At 58.9% G+C, this 19,609-nt stretch carries 16 protein-coding genes and 1 pseudogene; 12 read left to right on the top strand and 5 right to left on the bottom strand.

From position 1 onward, the window contains the following. The 4 genes and pseudogenes from JMF94_RS14855 to lysA all read right to left on the bottom strand — a co-directional run. A pseudogene (locus tag JMF94_RS14855) lies at positions 1 to 678 on the bottom strand (sulfite reductase, dissimilatory-type subunit alpha); the annotation flags it as partial. A gap of 872 nt (positions 679 to 1,550) precedes the next feature. After that, positions 1,551 to 2,444: a phosphatidylglycerol lysyltransferase domain-containing protein gene (locus JMF94_RS14850; protein WP_240826067.1), complete on the bottom strand. Its 894-nt coding sequence runs from the start codon at positions 2,442 to 2,444 to the stop codon at positions 1,551 to 1,553. Positions 2,445 to 2,531: 87 nt separating this feature from the next. Then, entirely contained in the window at positions 2,532 to 3,944 is a 1,413-nt protein-coding gene (locus JMF94_RS14845) for an MATE family efflux transporter (protein WP_240826066.1), read from the bottom strand. 1 nt (position 3,945) lies between these two features. Further along, a complete protein-coding gene (lysA, locus tag JMF94_RS14840) occupies positions 3,946 to 5,214 on the bottom strand; it encodes a diaminopimelate decarboxylase (protein ID WP_240826065.1) in 1,269 nt (422 codons plus the stop codon). 411 nt (positions 5,215 to 5,625) lie between these two features. Between lysA and JMF94_RS14835 the strand changes: the two genes are divergently transcribed. Then, the gene (locus JMF94_RS14835; protein WP_192112037.1) at positions 5,626 to 6,048 is read left to right on the top strand and encodes a peptidylprolyl isomerase; all 423 of its coding nucleotides are present in this window, start codon (positions 5,626 to 5,628) and stop codon (positions 6,046 to 6,048) included. A 43-nt stretch (positions 6,049 to 6,091) separates the two neighbouring features. On the opposite strand, the gene JMF94_RS14830 is transcribed toward JMF94_RS14835, so the two are convergent. After that, a complete protein-coding gene (locus JMF94_RS14830) occupies positions 6,092 to 6,340 on the bottom strand; it encodes a hypothetical protein (RefSeq protein WP_240826064.1) in 249 nt (82 codons plus the stop codon). A 56-nt stretch (positions 6,341 to 6,396) separates the two neighbouring features. Here JMF94_RS14830 and JMF94_RS14825 point away from each other — a divergent pair, with 56 nt between their 5' ends. The 11 genes from JMF94_RS14825 to JMF94_RS14775 all read left to right on the top strand — a co-directional run bounded on the left by JMF94_RS14825 (position 6,397) and on the right by JMF94_RS14775 (position 19,592). Further along, complete coding sequence (locus JMF94_RS14825; RefSeq protein ID WP_240826063.1) at positions 6,397 to 8,589, top strand: glutamine synthetase III; 2,193 nt, start codon at positions 6,397 to 6,399, stop codon at positions 8,587 to 8,589. 345 nt (positions 8,590 to 8,934) lie between these two features. After that, the gene (locus JMF94_RS14820; RefSeq protein WP_240826062.1) at positions 8,935 to 10,392 is read left to right on the top strand and encodes an anthranilate synthase component I family protein; all 1,458 of its coding nucleotides are present in this window, start codon (positions 8,935 to 8,937) and stop codon (positions 10,390 to 10,392) included. Beyond that, on the top strand, positions 10,373 to 11,965 hold the full coding sequence (gene trpD / locus JMF94_RS14815; protein WP_240826061.1) for an anthranilate phosphoribosyltransferase: 1,593 nt from the start codon (positions 10,373 to 10,375) through the stop codon (positions 11,963 to 11,965). Before JMF94_RS14820 ends, trpD begins: the two co-directional genes overlap by 20 nt. Beyond that, complete coding sequence (locus JMF94_RS14810; RefSeq protein WP_240826060.1) at positions 11,955 to 12,788, top strand: indole-3-glycerol-phosphate synthase; 834 nt, start codon at positions 11,955 to 11,957, stop codon at positions 12,786 to 12,788. The genes trpD and JMF94_RS14810 overlap by 11 nt, the downstream gene beginning before the upstream one ends. Further along, complete coding sequence (locus JMF94_RS14805; protein WP_240826058.1) at positions 12,782 to 13,414, top strand: phosphoribosylanthranilate isomerase; 633 nt, start codon at positions 12,782 to 12,784, stop codon at positions 13,412 to 13,414. The genes JMF94_RS14810 and JMF94_RS14805 overlap by 7 nt, the downstream gene beginning before the upstream one ends. Beyond that, a complete protein-coding gene (trpB, locus tag JMF94_RS14800; RefSeq protein WP_240826056.1) occupies positions 13,411 to 14,604 on the top strand; it encodes a tryptophan synthase subunit beta in 1,194 nt (397 codons plus the stop codon). Before JMF94_RS14805 ends, trpB begins: the two co-directional genes overlap by 4 nt. A gap of 2 nt (positions 14,605 to 14,606) precedes the next feature. Beyond that, positions 14,607 to 15,374, top strand: coding sequence for a tryptophan synthase subunit alpha (trpA, locus tag JMF94_RS14795; protein WP_240826055.1), 768 nt, complete (start codon positions 14,607 to 14,609; stop codon positions 15,372 to 15,374). 209 nt (positions 15,375 to 15,583) lie between these two features. Beyond that, positions 15,584 to 15,859, top strand: coding sequence for a DUF2325 domain-containing protein (locus tag JMF94_RS14790; RefSeq protein WP_022659208.1), 276 nt, complete (start codon positions 15,584 to 15,586; stop codon positions 15,857 to 15,859). Positions 15,860 to 16,295: 436 nt separating this feature from the next. Further along, complete coding sequence (gene feoB / locus JMF94_RS14785; protein WP_240826054.1) at positions 16,296 to 18,527, top strand: ferrous iron transport protein B; 2,232 nt, start codon at positions 16,296 to 16,298, stop codon at positions 18,525 to 18,527. Positions 18,528 to 18,649: 122 nt separating this feature from the next. Then, the gene (locus JMF94_RS14780) at positions 18,650 to 19,138 is read left to right on the top strand and encodes a thermonuclease family protein (protein ID WP_240826053.1); all 489 of its coding nucleotides are present in this window, start codon (positions 18,650 to 18,652) and stop codon (positions 19,136 to 19,138) included. 31 nt (positions 19,139 to 19,169) lie between these two features. Next, positions 19,170 to 19,592, top strand: a complete 423-nt coding sequence (locus tag JMF94_RS14775) for a hypothetical protein (protein WP_022659212.1) — start codon at positions 19,170 to 19,172, stop codon at positions 19,590 to 19,592. Positions 19,593 to 19,609: the final 17 nt, after the last annotated feature.

Genomic DNA, 19,609 nt, shown 5'->3' with positions numbered 1-19,609 from the left:
CACGCAGCCGTTGGGGCAACCGTCGAACTTGAACTTGAACTTGTAGGGGAAGGCGGGACGATGCAGTTCGTCCTGATAGTCCATGGTCAGCTGGTAGCACATGTCCTGCGTGTTGTAGCAGGCATATTCGCAGCGCGACTGGCCAAGGCAGGCTTCAGGCGTACGCAGGTTGGAGCCGGAACCACCCAGGTCGACGTTCAGTTTGTGGGTCAGTTCGTGGAAGATTTCTTCCAGCTGGGGGGTCTGGGTACCGAGCAGCACGATGTCGCCGGTGGAGCCGTGCATGTTGGTCAGGCCAGAGCCGCGCATGTCCCAGATGTCGCACAGGTCGCGCAGGAACTTGCTGTGGTAGTACTTGCCGGAAGGCTGGGCCACACGCATGGTGTGGAAGTGCGCCACGCCGGGGAACATTTCGGGCTGATCGCAGTAACGGCCGATAACGCCGCCGCCGTAACCAAACACACCCACGATGCCGCCGTGCTTCCAGTGTGTTTCCATTTCGTTGTAGGAAAGCTCAAGCACTCCCAGAAGGTCTTCAGGGCAGTCCACAGGGATCTGATACTCGACATTGTTGGCATTGGCCGCGCGATGCGCAGCTTCCTGCTTGATATCGGATACAAAGCTCGGCCATGGACCGGATTCAAGCTGATCCAACTGCGGCGTTGCGAATTTTGACATCATCACACCTCAAAAGTTCATTGTTCTGTCCAGCCTAGAGCACAAAGCCAGACATTGATCGAGCAAAATCAAATGCCGCCGGAAACGGTGCAAAGCACGGCAAGTTGCTTGCTCCGTATCCGTGGTTTCCTTTTGCCAGCTTCAGCCCAATATGCCTTCCCCATTGTGTGGGGGAGCAGCATCATTGGGCCGTAGTATTCAAGAACCAAGCCGTTATGTTTTATTTCTATAATTACAGTATATTAGTTTTATTTTTTGTTGATTTTGCCCTTCAATGAGAAATGATATTTCATAAATTTCAACGAAATTTCGTTGCTATTGCGCAAATATTGCTGTGCTTGCGTGCTGTTGTTCCACGTAGCCTAAGGCGGTTGCTTGATCTGCCCCAGGATATGAGGGAGAGGCAGGTGGGCTAAAAAATATTTTTTCCAGGGGAGGTCGGGGAGCGATATTCTTCCTGCTGTTGACTGAAGGGCATATCTGCACATGCCCTGTATCAGATTAATATTGCAGATTAAAAAAAATCAATGCAGGGTGTCGCAAGTAGATAAATGGGGTGGAAAGATTATTTTTTGCTGACTGGTATCTTATGTTGACAGGAATACCAATTCTGGCATGATTCAACCACCTCAACTGTTTTTTTCGTGCAATTCCCCGGCTTCTGTCGGGGTTTTGCATTTGTTTTGGTTGTCAGCAAAAGGACATTTTTCAACTGGCTGCGCGCCGGGAAAATAGCAATACACAGTAAGGCCGCACAAATAAAAAACCGCGCATACCGTTCTGATAAGGACGGATGCGCGGTTTTATGTCTTTCAGGCCCGAAGCGCGGTGAACAGAAGCTTGCCCCCACGCTGCGGCGCGGCTGCCAAACGTCAGCTCTTGCGGATGCGCACCTTGTACTTGCGCAGAAAGTCGGCAGGCAGGTAGGTCATCTTGGCCTGACGCAAGCCTTCCTCGTCCAGATCCTGCGCCCGGTTGATGTAGGTAAATCCAGCGCCAGCGTTACGCGAGAACAGGCAGTTGATGGTCTGGTACACGCCCTTGAAGCCGTTCAGGCCTTTTTCGTAATGCACGCCAAGGTTTGCGCCGTCCAGATTCTCGCCCACGCTGAAGGCCACCATCTTGCCGTCCACATAGAGCGAACCGCCCACAAGTCCGGTGAAACAGTTCCAGTGGCTGAGCACACGGTTGATGGCCTCATTCTCGGCCCTGAGCGAAGGCGATTCCTCGCATTCGTGCCACTGGCACCAGTCGTCCTGCACGGCCAGCACGTCTTCAACCATGGCGTCGTCCAGCGTGTGGTAGTCCGGCTGGCCGTAGGTCTTCACATAGCTGTTGAGATGATTTTTCTTTTTGTGAAAGCGGTTGCCCGGCAGTTCCGCCAGTTCTTCCTGTTTGTACAGGTATTCCCACTGGCCGCGATCTTCATCCGCATCCACAAGGCCGGGCAGTTCGCGCTGCCAGATTTCCAGCAGCTTTTCCGGCACGCGGGTGATGTTGTGGGCCTCGGGGTTGAAGCCGCAGGGCAGCAGATCCTTCCACGAAACCGCGTTCCAGTCGCCCACAGGGGCCCAGCACACGGCATAGGGCCGAGTCTGACGTATCCAGCAGAGGTTGTCCTCAAAGCACCATTCAAGGCCGTAGTAATCCTGCCAGCCCCACAGGTTTGCCAGGGTGTAGTCCAGTGAACGCTGAGGGGTGCGGCCCCACAGTTCGTAATACTGTTGGCGTCCGTCCAGACTGACAGGGATAAAGGTCTTGCTCACAATCGTCTCCTCGCGTCTCAATGCGCAGATGCAAACAGTGCGCGGGCGCATGCCAGGGTGCCGCCATTGCGGCCTCTCGGGCGGTATTTACGGGGTTTGCGGCTGACGGCAGCGGCTCATGGCAAAGCGCGTCCAGTCGCTGAAAAGCACCACATAAAGCATGATGCTGGTTTGCAGAATCTGGGATACGAGCATGGCCACAAATACGCCCGAGGCCGTGCCCCAGAGCATGTGACCAAGCAGCCAGCCCAAGGGCAGGCGCACCAGCCAGAAACTGCCGCCAAAAATCATGAGGTTGTACTTGGTGGCACCGGCTCCCGTCATCACGCCACCCATGACAGTGCTTGCGATGGAAAAGGGCGTGGAGAGCAGGTTATAGGTAAGGTAGCTCACAATTTGCGCTTGCGTGCCCGGCTCCTGCGAGAGCAGGTGGGCCACCTCCTGCCGGAAGGGCCAGAGCAGGGCGGCCATAAAGCTCATGGCCACAGCCGCAAGCGTCACCATATTGAGGGCCACGCGGCGGGCCTCGGCGGATTTGCCCGCACCAAGGCTGTTGCCCACCAGCACGGCCACGCTCATGTTGAAGGCCATGCCCGGCAAAAACAGCAGGGCTTCCACCCGCAGACCGGCATTGAGACCGGCCAGCGCATTGACGCTGTCGGAGGGCAATGACGCCACCAGAACAAACAGCATCATGTAGCCGGACTGCCATACGATCTGGGCCGCGCCTGCGGGCAGGGCCACTTTGAGCAGGTAGGGCAGGCCAGCGCGGAGCCAGCGCAGGGAGGGCAGGGATTTGCGGTTCAGGTAGCCGGAATGCACCAGCAGCAAGCAGTTGCATACAGCGCCAAGATACTGCGCGCCCACGTTGGCCCAGATCAGACCCATATAGCCCATGTTGGGCATGCCAAACCAGCCAAGCCCAAGGCCCAGGCAGGCCAGCAGGTTGAACAGGCATACGCCGGAGGCAACCCACAGGGGCGGCAAAACCTGACGCGTGGCGCGGAACATGACCCCGGTTGACGCGTACAGATACTGCGCGGGCAGACCAAGCATGCTGGCTGCCCACATTTCGCGGGTTTGCGGCATGATGCTTTCCGGCACCATGAGCACGCGCAGTATGCCGTCGCTGAAAAGGGCGGCTGCCAGGGCCACAAGAAGCCCAAGGCCCATGCAGCCAATAACCGTTGTGCCTATATAGCGCTGGGCGCGCATGACTTTAAGCGCGCCCAGCGACTGGCTCACAGCCGCCGTAGCGCCGCTTGAAAGAGCCATGGCAACCACCATCAGCAGGATGCTGCACTGGTTCACCATGCCCAGCGCCGCCTGAACGTCCGCGCTGATCTGTCCGGCAACCCATACAGCCACAAAGCCCATGAAGAACATAAGGTACATCATGAGCATCTGGGGCCAGGTCAACCGCCAGACCGCGCGGGGGGAAGTGCTCAGGTCGGGCGCGGGCCGGGCCTGCTGCGCGGATGCGCCGCGTAATTGTGTCACATTAATCCATCAGGCAGCGCGCAAGATCCTCAAGGGTTTCGCGGCGGCGGATAAGTTTGGCAGTGCCGTCGCTTTGAATGAGAACTTCAGCAGGGCGACGACGCTGGTTGTAGTTGGAACCCATAGTAAATCCATAAGCTCCGGCGTCAAGTACCCCAAGCACATCTCCCTCGCACATAACGGGCAGTTCGCGTTCCTTGGCAAGGATATCGCCGCTTTCACAAATATTGCCCACAATGGTCTGCACCATGTTTTTGCGTGTCTGGGTGTCGGCCCCGTAGATTTCCACATCATGGAAGGAATCGTACATGGCGGGGCGCACAAGCACGTTAAAGCCCAGATTGGTGCCCACGTAGCGCTTGTCGCCATTGTTTTTGACGGCAAACACGGTGCCCAGCAGCACGCAGCATTCGGCGGCCACATAGCGGCCCGGTTCCACAAGAAAACGGCCCTTGTAGCCGGATTTTTCAGACCAGCCCGCAATGAGGGCGTGCAGGCGGCTGCCAAGGTCGGCCATGCTCAGGCGGGCCTGACCTTCGTACTTGTGGTAGGGAATGCCAAAGCCGCCGCCAAAGTCGATGACTTCAAGCTTTGCCAGCATGCTGGCGGGCAGGCGGTCGGCAAGATGCAGCAGCACTTCGGCGGCATCAAGGTAGCCGTCTGGTTCCATAAAGAGCGAGCCGATGTGCTGGTTGATGCCAGCCAGCGTGAGGTCGTGTTTTTCAAGCAGGGCAAAAACTTCGTCCAGCTTGTCAGGGGTGACGCCAAATTTGGTGTCCTTGCCCGCAGTGATGACCTTGGCATGGTGGCCCGCGCCAATGCCGGGGTTAAAACGCACCATGACCTTGCCGCCCTTGTTGATGCGGCCAAGGGTATCAAGCTGCGAAAGAGAATCCACACTGATAAGCAGCCCGCGCGAAACGGCGTTTTTCAGCTCGGCTTCGGAGTTGTTGTTGGAAATGTACAGAATTTCGGCAGGGGTAAAACCGGCCAGCTCGTCCATGTACAGTTCGCCGGGGCTCATGGCGTCCACCACCAGCCCTTCCTCGCGCACTATGCGCAGCAGGGCGGGGGTCGCATTGGCCTTGACAGAATAGTTCACGCCGAAACCGGGGTGTTTGGAAAGCCCCATAAGGTCGCGGCAACGCTGCCGCAGCACGTTCTCATTATATACATAGAGAGGGGTGCCGAAGGTTTCAGCCAGCTCGCGGGGGGTGTGGCGGCCATAAAAATTGCATTCGTCGGTGTACGTGGAGCGAATATCGGACATAAAATACCTCTGAGATACCTCTGAAAGATTGCGTGTGCCGCCCGAACAAGAGCGGGATTTTCCCGTTGAGAGTAATTGTTGATTATTAGTGTCGTATGGCACTCTGTCAAGCCTGCAAGCGGCTGTCGCGGCGGTGTGGCACCTGTGTCGCGTCAGGGCGGAATGCAACTGCGGCAGTTGTATTTTTACCGTAATGCCGCGCAAAAGATCAAAGCCCGCAAACCCGCGCTGGAAGGGGGATTGGAGGCATTTATGGCAACGTTACAGATTGACAGAAGCCCCCCGGCGTGTTTTGCTTGCACTTTATTATCGGGCGTTATTTTTTCGCGGGCGGGTTTCTGCCCTGGCAGCTTCTGCCGACAATGCGGCTCACTGCCGCAGACCGCCCACACACACTGCAATGGAGTAGTTATGCCTATTAAAAAAGGCGATACGGTGCGCGCGCATTACACGGGTACCCTTGACGATGGCACGGTGTTCGACTCTTCGCGTGAGCGCGAACCCCTGGAATTCGTGATGGGCAAAGGTATGCTGATCCCGGGTTTTGAATCCGCCGTTGACGGTCGCGAAGCGGGTGAAACCGTTACCGTGACCGTTGCGCCTGATGATGCCTACGGCGAGGCTGATCCCGAACTGGTGTTCACCGTTCCCCGCGCCCAGGTGCCCGACCATATTCCCCTGAACGTGGGCGTGCCCTTGCAGCTCTCCAACGAGCAGGGTCAGATGGACGTGACCATCACTGAAGTTGGCGCGGACGAGATCACCCTTGACGCCAACCACCCCCTCGCTGGCAAGACGCTGACGTTTGAAATCGAAATCGTGAGCGTGAACTAAAGCGGTTTCTGGTTCGCGCTTCCGGTTTTGCCGCTGCCTTTGCCTATACGTGCTGATTGATTCTGCATGGCAGGCTCTGTGTGGTGGCGGGCAGTTCCAGAGCGCGTTCCGTTAGAGTATACTGTTCCGGGCCTGACCCCTCACGGTCAGGCCCGGAGATAATGGCTTTGGTGCGGGCGTCTGCACGGCGTCCGCGAGCCTCTGCACCAGCCCCCCTTGTCCGCGTGCGCCAGGGCAGCACGGGCGCGGGCGTTTTGCGGTTTGCATGCAGCGGCGTAAATCCAACCGCCATACGCGGGAATATCGGCACCCCCAACACTGCGTCAGCCCTGAACGCGAGGTTCGTCCATGAGCAGCAAATCCGCCAGACAAAGCGCCATTGAGGCCATCACTACCTACAAACCCGAAGCGGCCCCCCTGAATTTCGTGGACACCAAACCCACCGATATTTTCGGGTGCAACGTGTTCAATGACCGCATCATGCGTGAACGCCTGCCCAAGAGCGTGTACAAGGCGCTGCGCAAAACCATTGAATTCGGCGAACGCATGGACCCCGCCATCGCCGATACCGTTGCCGCAGTCATGAAAGACTGGGCCATTGAAAAGGGTGCCACCCATTTTACCCACATTTTTTATCCCCTCACCGGGCAGACTGCCGAAAAGCACGACAGCTTCCTCATGCCTGACGGCTCTGGCGGCGTGATCGCCGAATTTTCCGGCTCCATGCTTATTCGCGGCGAACCTGACGCTTCGTCCTTCCCTTCCGGCGGCCTGCGCTCCACCTTTGAAGCGCGCGGCTATACCGCATGGGATGTGACCAGCCCCGCCTACATCATGGAGAATCCCAACGGCACCTTCCTGTGCATCCCCACCATGTTCCTTTCTTGGACGGGTGTTGCCCTGGACAAAAAAACGCCCATGCTGCGTTCCGGCCAGGCCCTGAACCGCGAGGCGCACCGCGTGCTGGCGCTCTTTGGCGAAGATACGCCGTTGCCCATTGTTTCCTACGCCGGGCTTGAGCAGGAATACTTCTGCATTGACCACAACTTCAATTTTGCCCGCCCTGACCTCCAGATCGCCGGGCGTTCCCTGTTTGGCGCGCGTCCGGCCAAGGGGCAGGAATTCAGCGACCAGTACTTTGGCGTTATCCCCCAGCGTGTGCTTTCGTACATGATGGAAGTGGAGCGCGAACTCTACAAGCTGGGCGTGCCCGTGCGCACCCGCCATAACGAAGTGGCCCCCAGCCAGTATGAAATCGCGCCCCTCTTTGAGGTGAGCAACCTCGCGGTTGACCACAACCACATCATCATGGCCAAGCTGCGCAACGTGGCAAAGCGCTACGGCCTCAAGTGCCTGCTGCACGAAAAACCCTTTGCGGGCGTGAACGGCTCGGGCAAACATCTGAACTATTCCATCGGCAATGCAGAGCTGGGCACCCTGTTTGATCCCGGCGAAACACCGCATGCCAACGCCAAGTTCCTGGTGTTCTGCGCCGCCATGATCCGTGCCGTGCACAAGTTTGGCGGTCTGCTGCGCGCAACCGTCGCCAGCGCCAGCAACGACCACCGTCTGGGCGCCAACGAGGCCCCGCCAGCCATCATGTCCATCTTCCTCGGCGATCAGCTGACGGAAGTGTTTGAAGCATTCCGCGCCGGACGCGTTGAAAACGCCGCCGGTGGCCGCACGGGCCGCGCCCTTAATCTGGGTGTGGATACGCTGCCGCCGCTGCCCGCCGATCCCGGCGACCGCAACCGCACAAGCCCCGTGGCCTTTACCGGCAACAGGTTCGAGTTCCGCGCGCTTGGCTCCAGCCAGTCTGCGGCGGGTTCCATCACCGCGCTCAACACCATGATGGCTGATTCGCTGGGCTTTGCAGCCGACTGGCTTGAAAAGGAACTGGCCCAGGGCAAGACCTTCAATCAGGCTCTGGAATCCTTTATCAGCCATGTCATCGACGAGCACAGCGCCGTTATTTTCAACGGCGACGGCTACTCCGAAGTGTGGCACAAGGAAGCCGAGCGCCGTGGCCTGCCCAACCTGCGCACCACCCCCGAGGCTCTGGCCGAACTGACCAAGCCGGAAGTAGTCAGCCTGTATGAAAAGGCTGGCGTACTCAACAAGGCCGAGCTCAAGGCACGGCAGGAAATCTACCTTGAGCAGTACTGCAAGACCGTGCGTACCGAGGCCAATCTGGTTATCCGCATGGCCAATACCATCATTTACCCTGCGGGCATGCGCTATCAGGGTGAACTGGCGGCAGCGGCGGCCAACATGCGCGCCATCGGCAAGGATCCCAAAACTGTGACCCTGGCCGAAATCACTTCGAATCTGCGCCTCATGCAGGATGCCTGCGGCCAGCTTGAAGAAGTGCTGGCCAAGGCGGACAGCCTGGGCTATGGCTTTGAAGCCGCCCTCAGCTACCGCGAGTATGTGCTGCCCCGCATGCTTGAAGTGCGCCGCTATGCGGACATGCTTGAAGTGCGCGTGGCTGACGACCTGTGGGCGCTGCCCAATTATCAGGAAATTTTGTTCGGCAAGTAGGCCTGTACGGCAGGGGAGGGCAAAACCGCTCCGGGCGCGCCCTCCCGCTTGCCATAGCTGATGCTGTAACGGAAATTTACTGGAAAACCGCTCTGCCTTGTTGACAGCCTGCGGCTGTATGCGTAGAGTGACTTGAAACATAAGGAACTAGGCATTTATATGAACGTTTTCTCCAACACCATTTCTAACAGCTTTAAAGGCTGGTGGTGGCGCATCCAACTGCGTGGGGGAGACGTGCGGGCTTAATAGTTCCGGTACGTTGGCATTGTCGTAAGTAGACGCCGTCTCCCCAAGGGAGGCGGCGTTTTTTGTTTTTCAGGCACAAAAACCCAAAGGATGCGCCAGATGAAAGATAACGGTGATGCGCAGCATATGCTGACGCTGCAACAAACCGCCCGCTGGTTGCCAGCGGATATGGACACGCCCATCAGCCTGTTCATGGGCATGGTCGGTGCCGGTAACGGCATCTTGCTTGAAAGCGCCGAGGTGGATGGTCGCTGGGGCCGTTACAGCATTCTGGCCTGCGATGCGGCTTTGTTCATCTCCTGCTGCGATGGCAAGCTTGCGCTGGACATCCGCAACGACAGCTTAACGCCTCTGGCGCGCTTTGAGGGCAAACCCTTTGTGGACGGTCTGCGGGCGCTCATGGCTGCGCTGACCATTGAAGGCCCGGTCAACATCACAAACCTGCCGCCTATTACCCGCGCTCTTTACGGGTATCTTGGTTTTGGCATGGCGGGTCTGTTCAATCCCAAACTGGCCCCGGTCATGCCGCAGAACGAGGCCGACTGCCTGCTCATGCTGCCGTCAACCGTGCTTGTGTTCGACCATCTGTATAACCGGCTCTGTCAGGTGAGCCTGGGCGAACACCGCGCACTGCGAAGCTCGCGCGAATCGCTGGAGGCCCGCGCCACAGGGCAGGCCGGGGCAGTGCGCATCAATCCCGACAATGTCTGCGCCGAACCCGGCGAGGAAGGTTACAAGGATTACGTACGCCGCATCAAGGAGATGCTGCGTCAGGGCGAGGCCATTCAGGTGGTGCCTTCCGTGCGGTTTTCCACACCTTTTGAGGGCAACCCCTTTGAACTGTACCGCCGCATGCGCCGGTTCAACGCTTCGCCCTACATGTTCTACATGCGCTTTACCGAGCTGACGCTTTTTGGTTCTTCGCCCGAGGTCATGGTGCGTTGCACGGCGGGGCATTTGCAGCTTTCGCCAATTGCAGGCACACGCAAACGCGGTGCGGACGATCTTGAAGACGCCGCCCTTGCCGCCGAACTGCGTGACGATCCCAAGGAACGCGCCGAGCATGTCATGCTGGTTGACCTTGGTCGTAACGACCTTGGCCGCGTGGCCCAGCCCGGCTCGGTGAATCTGGAACGCTACATGGAAGTTGAACGTTACTCCCACGTCATGCACCTCACCAGCCGGGTCAGCGCCCGGCTTGAGGAAGGGCTGGACGCTCTGGACGTGCTGGCGGCCACCTTCCCGGCGGGTACGGTTTCGGGCGCGCCCAAGGTGCGGGCCATGGAAATCATCCGCGAGGTGGAAGGCCGCGCGCGCGGCCCCTACGCAGGCTGCATCGGCTGGCTTGGTCTGGACAAGGACAGCGTGAATCTCGATACGGGCATCACCATCCGCAGCATGTGGATGCGTGACGGCAAGCTCTTCTGGCAGGCGGGCGGAGGCATCGTGCATGACTCCGATCCCGATCTGGAATGGAAGGAAGTGTGCAACAAATCAGCCATCATGCGCCTGGCCCTGCGTGCGGAGGACGAAGAATATGTTTCTGCTCATCGATAATTACGACTCCTTTACCTACAATCTTGTGCAGGCTTTTTATGCCTTGGGCCACAAGCCCGTGGTGCTGCGCAACGATGATCCCGCCGTGCTGGACATGGCGGTGAACCCCGAACTTTCCATGGTCTGCATTTCGCCCGGGCCGGGGCATCCCGCCGATGCGGGGCTGTGCCCCGAATTCCTCAAGCGCCTCAGCCCGCGCATTCCCGTACTGGGCGTGTGCCTTGGACATCAGCTTTTGGGGCTGCATGCCGGGGCCAAGGTTGAGGTCGGCCCGTGCATCATGCACGGCAAGCAGTCAGAAATCGTGCACGACGGAACTGGCATGTTTTTGGGCCTGCCCAACCCCATGCGCGTGGGCCGCTATCACTCCCTTGTTGTGCGCGCCGATGAAGACGCGGAAAATCCCCGTTTTACGGTCACTGCCCGCGCTCCAGAGGGCGAAGTTATGGCCCTGCGCTACAATGACCGCCCGTGGGTTGGCGTGCAGTTCCACCCCGAATCCGTGCTTACGCCGGACGGCCTGCGTCTGCTGGGCAACTTCCCGCAGAGCATTCTTGGCACTGGCGCGGAAACCTCCGACTTCTCCGGTATTCTGGAGCGTCTGGCCCGCAGGGAAGACCTCTCCGCCGAAATGGCGGCGGCGGGTTTTGCGGCCCTCATGGACGGCAAGATGACCCCGGCGCAGGCAGGCGGCTTTCTCATGGGGCTGCGCATGAAGGGCGAGAGCGCCCTTGAACTGGCCCACGCCACGCGCGCTGCACTGGCCCGCGCCGTGCGCGTGGACGGCATTTCGGGAACAACCATCGATGTTGTGGGCACCGGCGGCGACGGTCGTCATTCCTTCAACTGCTCCACGGCCTCTTCTCTGACGCTGGCAGGCATGGGCTACAGGGTGGTCAAGCATGGCAACCGGGCGGTTTCGTCCAAGTGCGGCAGCGCGGATGCTCTGGAAGCCCTCGGCATCACGCTGGAAAAAGATCCCGCCTCCGTGGCGGAGATGGTCAATAAGCGCAACTTCGCCTTTATCTTTGCCCCGTACTTCCATCCTTCCTTTGCCAATATCGGCCCTGTGCGCAAGGAAATGGGAGTGCGTACCCTGTTTAACATTCTTGGCCCCATGATCAACCCGGCGCGGCCCAGCCATTTGCTTATGGGCGTGGCGCGGCCCGAGCTGGTGGAGCTGGTGGCCGAAACCCTCATGCAGTCGCCCCTGCACCGCGCCGCCGTGGTCTGCGGTTCGGGCAACTACGATGAAGTTACGCCCATCGGCCCCACCAAGATGGCCCTGCTGCACAATGGCAAGGTGACGCCCATGATGCTTGACCCGCAGGAATTCGGCATAGCCTCCTGCACTGTGGAAGACCTGGCCGTGAGCGGCAAGGAAGAAGCCGTGGCCGTGCTCAAGGATATTCTCGACGGGCATGGACCGCGCGCCATGATGGACATGGTGGTGCTCAACGTGGGGCTTGCCATCTATCTGTTGGAAGAAAAGATGGACATGGCCCTGTGCATGGCCCGCGCCCGCGAGGCCGTGAGCGCCGGTGTGGGCAGGAAGGTGCTCAATGCTGCTTGAGCGCTTTCGCAAGGCCAAGGAGGCTGAGGTCGAGGCCCTGCGAGCGCTGGAAGCTCAGGGCGCTCTGCCAGCGGTGTATGAAGGGCAGCGGCCAGACTTTGCAGCGTCCTTGACCCTCCGCGCGCCCGGCTGCCCCCTGGCTGTGGTGGCGGAGTACAAGCGGGCCTCGCCCTCGCGCGGCGTGATCTGCGAGAATCTGGATGTGGAAGATGTGGCGCGCCAGTATGCCGCCGCTGGGGCCAGCGCCGTGTCGGTGCTGACGGAAGAAACTTTCTTTCGCGGGCGGCTGGAATATCTGGCCCGCGCCGCCGACCCGGCGCTCTACACTGGGCCGCGTGCGCCCCTGCTGCGTAAGGATTTTATTTTTGATCCTATGCAGGTGCGGGCCACGGCAGCCACGCCAGCCTCGGCCCTGCTGCTCATCGTGCGGCTGACGCCGGACGCAGCGACCCTGCGGGCCCTGCGTGAACAGGCGGAAGGCTACGGCATTCAGGCTGTGGTGGAAATATTTGATGCGGAAGACCTGCGCCTTGCCCGTGAGAGCGGAGCGCGCATCATACAGGTCAACGCCCGTGATCTGGAAAGTCTGGCGGTGGACCGCGATGCCTGCCTGCAACTGATACAGGCCTGCCCGCCAGCCAGTGGCGAACTGTGGATTGCAGCCAGCGGCATGAGCAGCGCGGAGCATCTGCTGGCTGCGGCATCTGCGGGGTATCACGCGGCCCTTGTGGGTAGCGCCCTGATGGAAGGCGGCACTCCGGGCGAGGCCTTGGCGGCCCTGCTGGGAGCCACGGCCAAAACTGAGGGAGATTGCACATGCTGATCAAGTTCTGCGGCCTCACACGGCAAGAGGATGTTGACCATGCGGCCAGCCTTGGTGCTGCCATGTGCGGTTTTATCTTTCACCCCCGCAGCCCGCGCGGCGTGACCGTTGCGCAGGCTGCTGCCCTGAACAGTGGCTCCATGCTGCGGGTGGGCGTTTTTGTGAATCAGGGTTCGGACGAAATCCGGCGCATCATGGACGAAGCCCGGCTTGATTATGCACAACTGCACGGTCACCAGAGTGTGGAATGCGCCCGCGCCATCGGCGCGGAGCGCGTCATTCGGGTGCTCTGGCCTGATCGTTACACCCACCGTGCTTTGTTGTATAATGATTTACAACGCAATGCCGAAGCCTGCGCCTATTACCTGCTTGACGCGGGCTTGAAAGGTGGCGGCAGCGGGCACAAGCTGGATTGGTCGGATCTGGCCAGCCTGCGCCCGGCGCATCCCTGGCTGCTTGCCGGGGGATTGAGCGCAGCCAATGTGGCAAAGGCCGTAGGCATGTGCGCGCCTGCCGGGGTGGATTTCAATTCCGGCGTGGAAGACGCGCCGGGGTGTAAAAACAGGGAAAAAATGGCGGCTGCATTTATGGCCGCAAACTCCAAAGGCAATGGGTATTCGCTATGAAAGACAGTTACTTTGGTGAGTTCGGCGGCTGCTTTGTTCCCGAACTGCTTATGCCGCCCCTTATGGAAGTGGAAGCGGCCATGCGCGACATTTATCCCACCGAAAAGTTTCAGGCAGAGCTGAAAGACCTGCTGTTCAATTATGCCGGACGCGAAACGCCACTGACCTATTGCCCCACGCTTTCGGGCGAGCTGGGTTTTGGCCTGTGGCTCAAGCGCGAGGACCTGCTCCACACGGGCGCGCACAAGGTCAACAACACCCTTGGGCAGGCCCTGCTTGCCAAGTATATGGGCAAAACAGCCCTGGTGGCGGAAACCGGCGCGGGCCAGCACGGCGTTGCCACGGCGGCGGCCGCCGCCCGTCTGGGCATGGAATGCACCATATATATGGGAGCGGAAGACGTGGTGCGGCAGGCCCCCAACGTCATGCGCATGAAGCTGCTGGGCGCTACCGTACATGCGGTGGAAAGCGGCACCCGTACCCTCAAGGACGCCATCAACGAAGCCTTGCGCGCCTGGATCGGCAGCCAGAAAACAACCCACTACTGCTTTGGCACCGCTGCCGGACCGCACCCCTTCCCCAAGCTGGTGCGCATGCTGCAAAGCGTCATTGGTCGCGAAACCCGCGCCCAGATGCTGGAAAGAACCGGGCGGCTGCCTGATGCCGTGGTGGCCTGCGTGGGCGGCGGCTCCAACGCCATAGGCATGTTCCATCCCTTTGTGGATGACGCCAGCGTGCGCATCATCGGCGTGGAGGCGGCAGGTACGGGCGAGACGGGCTGCTTCAATTCCGCCCCGCTGAATCTTGGCACCCCCGGCGTGCTGCACGGCGCGTACAGCATGCTGCTGCAAAACGAAGACGGTCAGGTTGAACCCTCGCACTCCATTTCTGCCGGGCTGGACTATCCCGGTGTGGGGCCGGAACATTCGTGGCTGCAAAAAATCGGGCGCGTCCATTACGGCATGGTCAAGGACGCCAACGCGCTCAACGCCTTCCAACGCCTGTGCCGCGCAGAGGGCATCCTGCCCGCGCTTGAATCTTCGCACGCGCTCGCCTGGGTGCTCGACCACCCGCAGGAATTTAAAAAGGGTGATCAGGTGGTGGTGAACCTGTCTGGTCGCGGCGACAAGGATCTGGGCATTGTCAACAAGGCGCTGGGCTTTGCGGCGCAGGGCCAGGAAGAGGTGTAGTCATGAATATTCTTGAACAGAAAATCCGCGATGCCAAGGCAGCCGGTCGTCCGGCGCTGATTCCCTTTTTGACGGCGGGCTTTCCCGATCAGTCCACCTTCTGGCCCACGCTGATGGAACTGGACGAAGGCGGCGCGGATATTATCGAAATCGGCGTGCCCTTTTCCGACCCTGTGGCAGATGGCCCGGTGGTGGAAGAAGCCTCGCGCCGCGCCCTGAGCGATGGCGTAAGCCTGCGTGGCATTCTGCAGGAACTCATTGAACGCAAGGGGCTTATTCAGGCTGGCGTGGTGCTCATGGGCTATCTGAATCCTTTTCTGCAATATGGCTATGAAAAGCTGGCGCGGGATGCCGCGCGCGGCGGCGTGCACGGTTTTATCGTGCCTGATCTGCCCTATGAAGAAGCCGGGCCGTTGCGTGAAGCCCTGAAAAAGGAAGGCATTGCCCTCATCCCTCTGGTTGGCCCCAATACCAGCGCCGAGCGCATGGCCCTCTATGACAGCGTGGGCGAGGGCTATGTGTATGTGGTTTCGGTCATGGGCATCACTGGCGAGCGCAACGACCTCGCGCCCCAGGTGGCGGTGACCATGCGGCGTGCGCGGTCTGCCTTCAAGCTGCCGCTGGCTCTTGGCTTTGGCCTGCGCGAGCCTTCGCAGCTTGAGGCTCTTTCGCCCGATGCTCGGCCCGACGCCGTTGTTTTCGGCAGCGCCCTTCTCAAGCATATTGATGCAGGCAACAGCGCCGCAGAATTTCTGGCCCGCTGGAAGTAGCTGAGAATAGAAGCTTTTTTTATTATTCTACGCACAAAATGAGGGCGCTTTTCCACAGGGGAGAGCGTCCTTGTTATTTATATTGAAATTTATTTTCAAAAATATCATCCAGGCCTCTTGACTTTGAAATTCGTTTTCAATTAAAAGAAGATCACAGAGCAACCCCACCCGCGCAAAATCGAGCAGTGCGGCAAAAGACGGAGGATCATATGTGCGTAACCCTGATAGGCGGTATGGACCGACTGAAAAAAGATTACATGGCAGCGGCAGAGCAGGACGGACATTCCCTGAAATTCATCACGCGCAATGAGCGCAATTTTGTGGACAAAATCGGCAACCCTGACGCAATGATCGTGTTCACCAACAAAATTTCGCACGAAGCCAAGCGCAAGGCCGTTCAAGTGGCGCGCTCGCGCAATATCCCCTTGCAGATGGTTCATTCGTGCGGCGTGTCTTCCTTGCGTGAATGCCTCAAGGGCGCATAGGCTGCTGAAGGAGAGTTCTCTAATGCAGAACTGCCAACCCGGTGACGGGAAGGGAGGCCGCTGACCAAGGTCGGCGGCCTCCTGCTTTTTGAGAGCAAGGCCAGGGGAACCTTTGTGGAGGAGGCTGACTGTGGTGCTCCTGTTCTGACATAGACTCAATTGGGTTGAGCAAAGTTGCGTAAAGTTGATGACCAGCGCTTGACATTTATGGAGCAGGTAGCTAAATCAATCAGGACTTTGGAATTGAATTTCAATTTTTTGAGCAGCCCTTTCAGAGGACCCGTCGGCAGGATCGACAAAAGGTCAGGTAAAGCAAGCCGTATGGCGGCAAGGCTGCTGGCAGGTAGGCTGGTATGAACAAATTTTTGTTCGCGGTAATGGCTGGGATGTCGCAAGCGCGGCGTCAGTCTGTTTATAGCATGGGGGAGGTTCGTGCATGAGCGCGGTTCGGCAGTTTAATAATCCCGATGATGCCAATTTCAACGCTGATGGAAAGCTGCGGATAGCTCTTGCTGGCAATCCCAACTGCGGCAAAACAACGGTTTTCAACGGCTACACTGGCGCGCGCCAGCATGTGGGCAACTATCCAGGTGTTACGGTTGACAGAAAAGAAGGGCACATCACCGTGGGCGGCAAGCACGTTACCGTGGTTGACCTGCCCGGCACGTACTCGCTGACCGCCTATTCCATGGAAGAACTGGTGGCGCGTCGAGAGCTGGCGGCTGGCAACGTGCAGGCCGTCATTGACGTTGTTGACGCCTCGGCCCTTGAACGCAACATGCTGCTTACCGTGCAGATGCTCGAAATGGGCATTCCCGTGGTGCTTGGCTGCAACATGATGGACGAAGCCCGCGCCGCAGGCATCCATATTGATATGGAGCGCCTTGGCGAGCTGCTGGGTATCCCCGTGCTGCCCATGGTGGCCCGCTCCGGCGAAGGTCTGGATGAAGCCATGGCCGTAGCCATGAAGCTGGCGCAGGCTGGCAAAGCCAATGCCCTGCGTATTTCTTACGGCAGCGATATTGACCCCGTGTTGCTGGACATGGAAAAGAACATTGCCGACAATGGCCTGCTGGCCCAAAAGTATATGCCCCACTGGGTTGCCCTAAAGATGCTTGAAGGCGACAGCGAAATCATGAGCGAGGTTCGCGCCGCCAATGCCGCTCTGGCCGAAGAGCTTGAGGGTATGCGCAAAAAGGCTGCCGCTCATGTGCGCAGCACGCTCAACGCCAATCTTGAATCCATCATCACCGATTACCGTTACGGCTTTATCCGCAGCCTGCTGCGCGACGGCATCGTAACCCAGGATGCCGGCAAGGACCGTCTGGCCCTTTCCGACAAGCTGGACAAGGTGCTCACCAACGCCTTCCTTGGGCCGCTGATCATGATCGGCGTGCTCTACCTCATGTTTCAGGTGACGTTTACTGTGGGCGATTACCCCAAGGGCTGGGTTGAAGACGGCTTTAAATGGCTGGGCGATACCTGCACAATGCTGCTGCCCGAGGGCTTTGCCCAGTCGCTTATTGTGGACGGCATCATCGCGGGTGTTGGCGGCGTGGTCAGCTTTGTGCCGCTCATTCTCATCATGTTTGCGCTTATCTCCTTTATGGAAGACAGCGGCTACATGGCCCGCGTGGCCTACATGATGGACCGCATCTTCCGCTTTTTCGGCCTGCACGGCGCATCGGTCATGCCCTATATTATCGCTGGCGGTATTGCGGGCGGTTGCGCCATCCCCGGCGTCATGGCAACCCGTACCCTGCGCAGCCCCAAGGAAAAACTGGCAACACTGCTCACGCTGCCCTACATGACCTGCGGCGCAAAGCTGCCCGTGTTTCTGCTGCTGGCCGGGGCATTCTTTCCTGACAATGCCCCCACGGTTATGTTTCTTATCATGATAACCGGTTGGGTCATGGCTCTGCTGGTGGCGCGCCTGCTGCGCTCTTCCATCGTCAAGGGCGAGGCCACTCCCTTTGTTATGGAGTTGCCCCCGTACCGCATGCCTACCCTCATGAGCCTTTTGCTGCACTGCTGGGAACGCGCCTGGATGTACCTCAAGAAGGCCGGTACCGTGCTTGTGGCCATTTCTATCCTGATCTGGGCCGCCATGACCTTCCCCGGTCTGCCGGAAGACAAGTCCGCCCCCTTTGACGCCCAGATTGCCCAGCTTGAGGAAAAGATCGCGGCTATCCCTGAAGGTGACGAAGCCCGCGCCCCCATTGAAGATGAACTCGGCAACGTGCGCAACGAGCTTAAGGAAGAAGCCTTGGCCTTTTCCGTGGCAGGCCGTCTTGGCAAGGCTGTGGAACCCGCTACGCGCCCCATGGGCTTTGACTGGCGCACCGACATAGCCCTGCTGGCCGGTGTGGCCGCCAAGGAAGCTGTTGTGGCCACCATGGGCACTGCCTATGCCATGGGCGATCAGGATCCCGAAGACGCCGCTCCTCTTGCGGAACGTCTCAAGGGTGATGAAGCATGGTCAAAGGCCACTGCGCTTTCCCTGATGCTCTTCGTGCTGCTGTATTCCCCCTGCTTTGTGGCCCTGGTGGTCATTCGGCAGGAGGCTGGCAGCTGGGGCTGGGTGGCGTTCAGCATAGTGTTCAACACGGCTCTGGCCTTTGCTGTAGCCACAGCCGCCTACCAGATAGGACGCACTGTCTGGGGGTAGCAATACTGTTTGATTTCTGATTCCCCTCCTTGATGCCTGTGCCGCCTGCCTTGACAAAGGTCTGGCGGCACAGGCATTATCTGCTGGCGCACATTTGCAGGCCTTTACCGAGGGATTCAGCAATGCTTAACCAGCTTTTTACAAGTATAATCCTTATGGTTCTGGCTGTGTCTCCATCTGCTGCGGCTACAACGTGGAATGCGTATGTGGTAAGAGTGGAAGACGGCAATACCATTTCAGTCAGCACCAAGAAAGACAGTGAAGAACCTGAGAAGGTGCTGGTTTTTTACGGCATTGAAGCTCCCAGTCTCAGGCAGCCTTACGGGCCTCAGGCGCTGGCCTATTTGCAGCGCATGATGCCCAAGGGAGCCAAAGTGGACGTTGAAGACGTGGGGCAGCTCGAAGCTGGCCCCATTACCGCACTTGTGCAGGTGGGCGGTGATTCCGTCAACTACAAGCTGGTGATGGAAGGTCTGGCCTGGGTGGACAGGCAGAAGTGCAGGGCCATTTTTTGCCGCCGCTGGCTTATTCAGGAACATCAGGCGGTATTGGACAGGCGTGGCATTTGGGGGTTGAACATTGGCACCCCCCCCTGGCAATGGACCCGCTGACACGCCGCCGTAACCCATAAAAGGAGCGCGTATGGAAGTTACAGGTTCCGAAGAACTGCGTAAATTTCTTGATTCCTGGCAGGATGACCCGCTTAACATCAAGAAATCATTTACGGAATACATGGATTTTCTGGCCGCGCACAGCAACATTTCCTTTACCTTCAAGGCTCGGCCCGGCGTAAGTTATTCCCTGCGCGCGCGCCACAGCGTGCAGACCGAACGTGTACTTTTTGTGCTGCTGGATGTGGTGGATGATGAACCGGCAAGCCGCTGGCTTTCCATTTGTTTTTATGACGAAATGGTCTCTGACCCCGGCGAAAAGGGCGACTTTGTGCCCGGCGGCCTCATGGGCGAAGATGCCCGTTGCTTTAACCTCGAGGACGACGATGCCGTCATGCGCGACTATATCAAGGCGCGTTTGGCCGAAGCCGCCCACAAAGCCGCAAAAGAGTAAGTGTGGTTTCTACAGAT

It is taken from the genome of Desulfovibrio sp. UIB00 (genome assembly GCF_022508225.1).
GTDB lineage: Bacteria > Desulfobacterota > Desulfovibrionia > Desulfovibrionales > Desulfovibrionaceae > Desulfovibrio.
Note: the sequence above shows the minus strand (reverse complement) of the source record. Positions and strands in the feature narration are given on the sequence as shown.